The organism is Methylobacterium indicum, from assembly GCF_001043895.1.
In the GTDB taxonomy this organism is placed as follows: domain Bacteria; phylum Pseudomonadota; class Alphaproteobacteria; order Rhizobiales; family Beijerinckiaceae; genus Methylobacterium; species Methylobacterium indicum.
Genome location: NZ_JTHF01000264.1, coordinates 1 through 4,407 on the forward strand (window position 1 = coordinate 1; position 4,407 = coordinate 4,407).

General features: G+C 56.5%; 4 protein-coding genes. 3 read left to right on the forward strand and 1 reads right to left on the reverse strand.

The annotated features are described in order from the left end of the window. Together QR78_RS35145 and QR78_RS34435 are read left to right on the forward strand one after the other, a co-directional pair. Positions 1-266 (forward strand): hypothetical protein (locus QR78_RS35145; RefSeq protein WP_053221101.1); only part of this gene is annotated, 266 nt, incomplete at its 5' end. Positions 267-382: 116 nt separating this feature from the next. Further along, complete coding sequence (locus QR78_RS34435) at positions 383-1,294, forward strand: hypothetical protein (protein ID WP_125901065.1); 912 nt, start codon at positions 383-385, stop codon at positions 1,292-1,294. A gap of 166 nt (positions 1,295-1,460) precedes the next feature. Here QR78_RS34435 and QR78_RS26260 read toward each other — a convergent pair whose 3' ends face one another. Continuing rightward, positions 1,461-1,655, reverse strand: coding sequence for a DUF4113 domain-containing protein (locus tag QR78_RS26260; protein ID WP_048430550.1), 195 nt, complete (start codon positions 1,653-1,655; stop codon positions 1,461-1,463). A gap of 265 nt (positions 1,656-1,920) precedes the next feature. Between QR78_RS26260 and QR78_RS33225 the strand changes: the two genes are divergently transcribed. Next, positions 1,921-4,236, forward strand: a complete 2,316-nt coding sequence (locus QR78_RS33225; RefSeq protein ID WP_082171756.1) for a Hint domain-containing protein — start codon at positions 1,921-1,923, stop codon at positions 4,234-4,236. The last annotated feature ends 171 nt before the right edge of the window (positions 4,237-4,407 follow it).

Consider the following 4,407-nt stretch of genomic DNA (forward strand, 5'->3'; position numbering starts at 1 on the left):
ATACCGATCTGGGAGTTCAAAAAGTAACGGGCGGCGAGGCCTACCGAGCGAAGCTCCTCACCGACGACGCGCTCGACGCGGCGATCTCCGCCTATCTCGCGGACCCGTCGAAGCCGGTGGCGGTCGAGGTCGGCAAGGGCAGCATCGACGTCGCCGCGGCCGTCATGGCGCACGCCTACGCGGTCGAGGTGCTGGCGCGGGAGGGTGTGACCGGGCCGCAGCAGCGGAACGCGGTCAAGACGGCGGTGCTGCTGGCGACAGTCTGATCTGCCGGGCCGGCAGACGACCGCAAATCGTAGGTTGAAAAAATGAAGCCGGGCGCTTGTGCAAGCGGCCCGGCTTCGTGCACCATCGGAGATGCGACCCAACCGATGGACAAAGAATGATAGACCGAAAGTTTTTGGCTGTCTCGGCCCTTCTCATCCTGCTGTCTGGCTTTGCATGCGCTCAAGCTCAAGGGAACGACCAGCACAGCAACAACCAGCAGCAAAACACCCAGTCCGAAGAGAAAAAACCCGGATCGTTTCAGACCGGGATTGTTGTTCAATCCGTCCAAACGAAGACTGCCGATCAAGGTACGGCTCAGACCAAAATTTATGAGCCAGATTGCGGGAAGCCCAAAGACCAGCCCGAGGCCGATCTTTGCACTCAACGTCGTGTTGCAAATGCTGCTGAAGAGGCTTTGCAATACAATCTCGCTCAAACTGTGATTGGCGCCCTCGGCGTCGCTTTCGTTGTGGTCACATTAGGCTTCACAGCGCGCGCAAACAAGGCGGCAGCCATAGCGGCGCAAGCTGCCATGGATGCCGTTGGCGCAGAACGAGCATGGCTGTCATTCATGAATATAAATATAGCGCCCACTCGCAACACAGAAATATATGGAAAAATACACGAAGAGACAATAACGTTCAATATTGCATGGATTAACTCTGGACGTAGCCCAGCTATTAACGTGAATACGTCCATAATTTCTAGTGTTTTAGATCTAGACGCTAAGTTGCCGCATAAAGATTTGGAAGCCCCCTCTACAGGCGGTGTTGTCGGCCCGGGAATATCTGTCCTAAGCCCTGAAGTTGCAATTTACGGCAACGACCTTGCGCTATTTAAACAGCGGAAAAAGAAGTTCGTCATATGGTCCAAAGCCACTTACGAAACAACTTATCATAAAGGAATCGTCCGTCAGACAGAATGCTGCGTTGAAATTATATTCAATGGTATGAAAGCTAAAGATGATGGAAGTTTTGAACCAAGATTTATGATCATGCAAGCTGGATATTTTAACACAGCTTCATGATCGACCCGCGTCATATAGAATATTTTATTTAATAGCTCATACGATTTTCATATTGCATTTAATTTGTAAAATCTGGCAATTAATTTGGTAAATCACAAACTTATATAAGGGCGGAGAATACGGATAGTCGTGATAATTGTTCGCAAACAATCGGCAGCGGGCATGCTTACAGCCCCGCCGATACACGCGGCACCTCGCTCAACCGCGTCGTGAACCGCGGCGAGCGCATCTCGAACTTCGTCGACCAGGTGCGCTTTTCGACCAGACCCGCCCGAGCCGGCACCACGGCGCCGCGCCCGAACCGGCTGTTGCAGGCGTCCATCGCCGCCATCAGCGCCCCGGACTTCTCCCGGTCGAGCACGCCTACCAGAAACTGTCATGCGTCTTTGGGTAGCTATGGAGCATGGAAGCCGCGATCCGTACCGTCTATGCAACACCTAACTTTTTGTGCGCAACTTGATAGGCCATGAGACGGCAGTGCACGTTTTTGGGACGCTGCGTCGGGAAAAAATTCCCTCGAACTGGTAGCGGGGATAGGGTGCCCTTCATTGTTGGCTTGGTCGAAACATGACCTGCTGAATCTGAGGTGGCGCACAACGTAGAATAACTTTTGTTGAGATAGGCAAATGGCGAACGCTTCTGCGTCTACTCGTGAGCAGGAAGTTTCATTCCTCTCGGGCGTGAGCGCCAATGGAACATTGGCTGGCCAAGCGTTCGAGGCATGGAAAGGTGATACGCCAGATACTTACAGTACGACGTCCACCCAATTCCACTGGGGCGCAGCTAGCTCGGCTGGGACGTCCGGCGGTACTCTGAACTACTATTTTGCCCCAAGCTCGAACTGGAGTGCTAGCGAGCAGGCTTCGTTGTCCTCTGGACTCGATATGTGGTCTGCGGTCGCAAATATCTCATTCCAGCAGACTACCTCAGCTGATGCGGCCAACATCACATTCGAGCGAAACACGAACGGAAAGGCGGTGATGACCGGAGAGGGCGCACCTACGCCCGTCGGCTCTAGTACGATCGCGACACCGGTCGGGAACAACGTCAAGATTTCGATGGACATTCGGAACGTTGCCGAGGGTCCGACGGCTACCGGCGGTCATGGATCACTTGGTGACTACCAGAACGGTGGCTACGGCGTTCACACGACGCTACATGAAGAGGGTCACGCCCTCGGACTTGGACACGGCGGTCCTTACAACAACACCAACACCCCGGCCCAACAACTTGGTCCATATGACAACCAAATTTCCTCAATCATGTCGTATTTCGGCCCCAGCGACAAGACGTCGTATGCAAGTCCTTTCGGACCAACTGATTGGACGACAGGTGGGGTTGCGTCTGTACCAACCACTTGGATGCCAGTCGATATTGATGCGGTCCAGCGTCTTTATGGAATCCAGACGAACGGGCCGCTCAATGCAGCTCAGACATTTGGGTACAACACTACGATCACCGGCAGCCTCAAGCCTTATTTCGACTTCGCAACCAATACTAAACCGGTCATCACTGTCTATGGCACGGCAGCGAAGGGGAATGCCCTTGATTTATCCCAGAGTGGCCAATCCGCAACTCTGAACTTAAATTCCGGCACTTACAGCAGCGCTCTCGGTTTGAAGAATAATATTGCAATATACGATAAGACATATATCGAGAATGTTGTTTGCGGATCGGGCGATGACATATGCACTGTCAACGTTGGAAAAGATAATACCATAGATGGCGGCGGCGGGACTAATACTGCAGTTTTATTGGGCAATAGAGCTGACTATTCTATCGTCCAGGCTAACGGATCGACAGTAGTGACGCGCATTGCCAGCTCTGATTTATCCGCGCGACCGGTTGGTGTGCAGGATAAATTGTCAAACTTCCAGACTTTACGCTTCGACGATCAGGCCGTCACCCTCTGTTATGCCAGCGGAACGCGAATTCGCGCCTCCTTTGACGGTACCCCGAGGGAGGTCGAGATTGAGACTTTGCGCGTAGGCGATCTCGTCGTCACGGCCTCCGGCGAGGTTCGGCCCATCCGCTGGATCGGTCGCCGCTCCCTCAACTGCTTCCGCCATCCCCGCCCGGAAGCCATTTGGCCGGTCCGTATCCTTGCGAACGCATTCGGCTTAGGCCTTCCGAGCCGCGACCTTTGGCTTTCACCCGACCACTCCGTGCGCGTGAGCGTTCTCGACGACGTCCTGATTCCAGTTAAGCACCTCCTCAACGATGCTACCGTTGCTCAAGTGCCTGTCGAGGTAGTCACCTACTTGCATGTCGAGCTCGACAGCCACGACATTCTCTTGGCTGAGGGGCTGCCAGCTGAGAGCTTCCTCGATACCGGCGTGCGTGCCGGCTTCGAGAACGCCGCCGAGCATATGACGCTCCACCCGGACTTCGCCCCACTTACCCTGGACGATTTCTGCCTGCCGCTGGTGCAGGACGGGCCGATCGTCGACGCTGTTCGCACCCGGTTAATCGCCCGCGCCCAGGCGCTGGGCTGGACCCTGACCAACGAGGATGACCTCCACGTTGTCGCGGACGGCGTGGCGATCCGGCCGGAGCGTAATGGGACGACGGCGCGCTTCGTCCTGCCGGCTGGGGTGCAGGACGTGCGGCTCGTGTCGCGCCACTTCGTACCTGAGCGGGTGCGGGTTGGCGCGGGCGACGGGCGGCGTCTCGGTGTGCCTGTGCAGGGCATTTCGGTGATCGACGGCCATGGCGTGATCCGCGCCCTGCCGATGGACAGTGCCGCGCTGAAGACTGGCTTCTCCTTCGTGCAGGATGGCAGCTGGCGCTGGACGACGGGGGACGCGGTAGTACCTTCGGCGCTTTGGGCAGGCTGTGAAGACACAGTGACGCTCGTGGTCGAGACCGCGCCCGACCGCGGCACACTGAGCGCTTGGCTGGCCCCTGCGACGTCCGTCGATTCGGCCGCCCTGGCAGCGTAGGTCCAATCGAAAAAAAACGCCCCGCTCGGCGGCTGCCGGCGGGGCTGAAGGCGGAGTCTCGGGTCTGAAAATCCATCGATGTAACCGCTCAACGGCAGGGCGGGTTCCCGCCGGTCCGTCGTGGCCGTGGTTTCGAACCTGCTCCCGGTCAATGCTGCGCAGCAGGTCGGT

Excerpts from the sequence above, each read along its gene's own strand:
- QR78_RS34435 (WP_125901065.1), top strand. The coding sequence starts at position 383 with ATGATAGACCGAAAGTTTTTGGCTGTCTCGGCCCTTCTCATCCTGCTG.
- QR78_RS33225 (WP_082171756.1), top strand. The coding sequence starts at position 1,921 with ATGGCGAACGCTTCTGCGTCTACTCGTGAGCAGGAAGTTTCATTCCTC.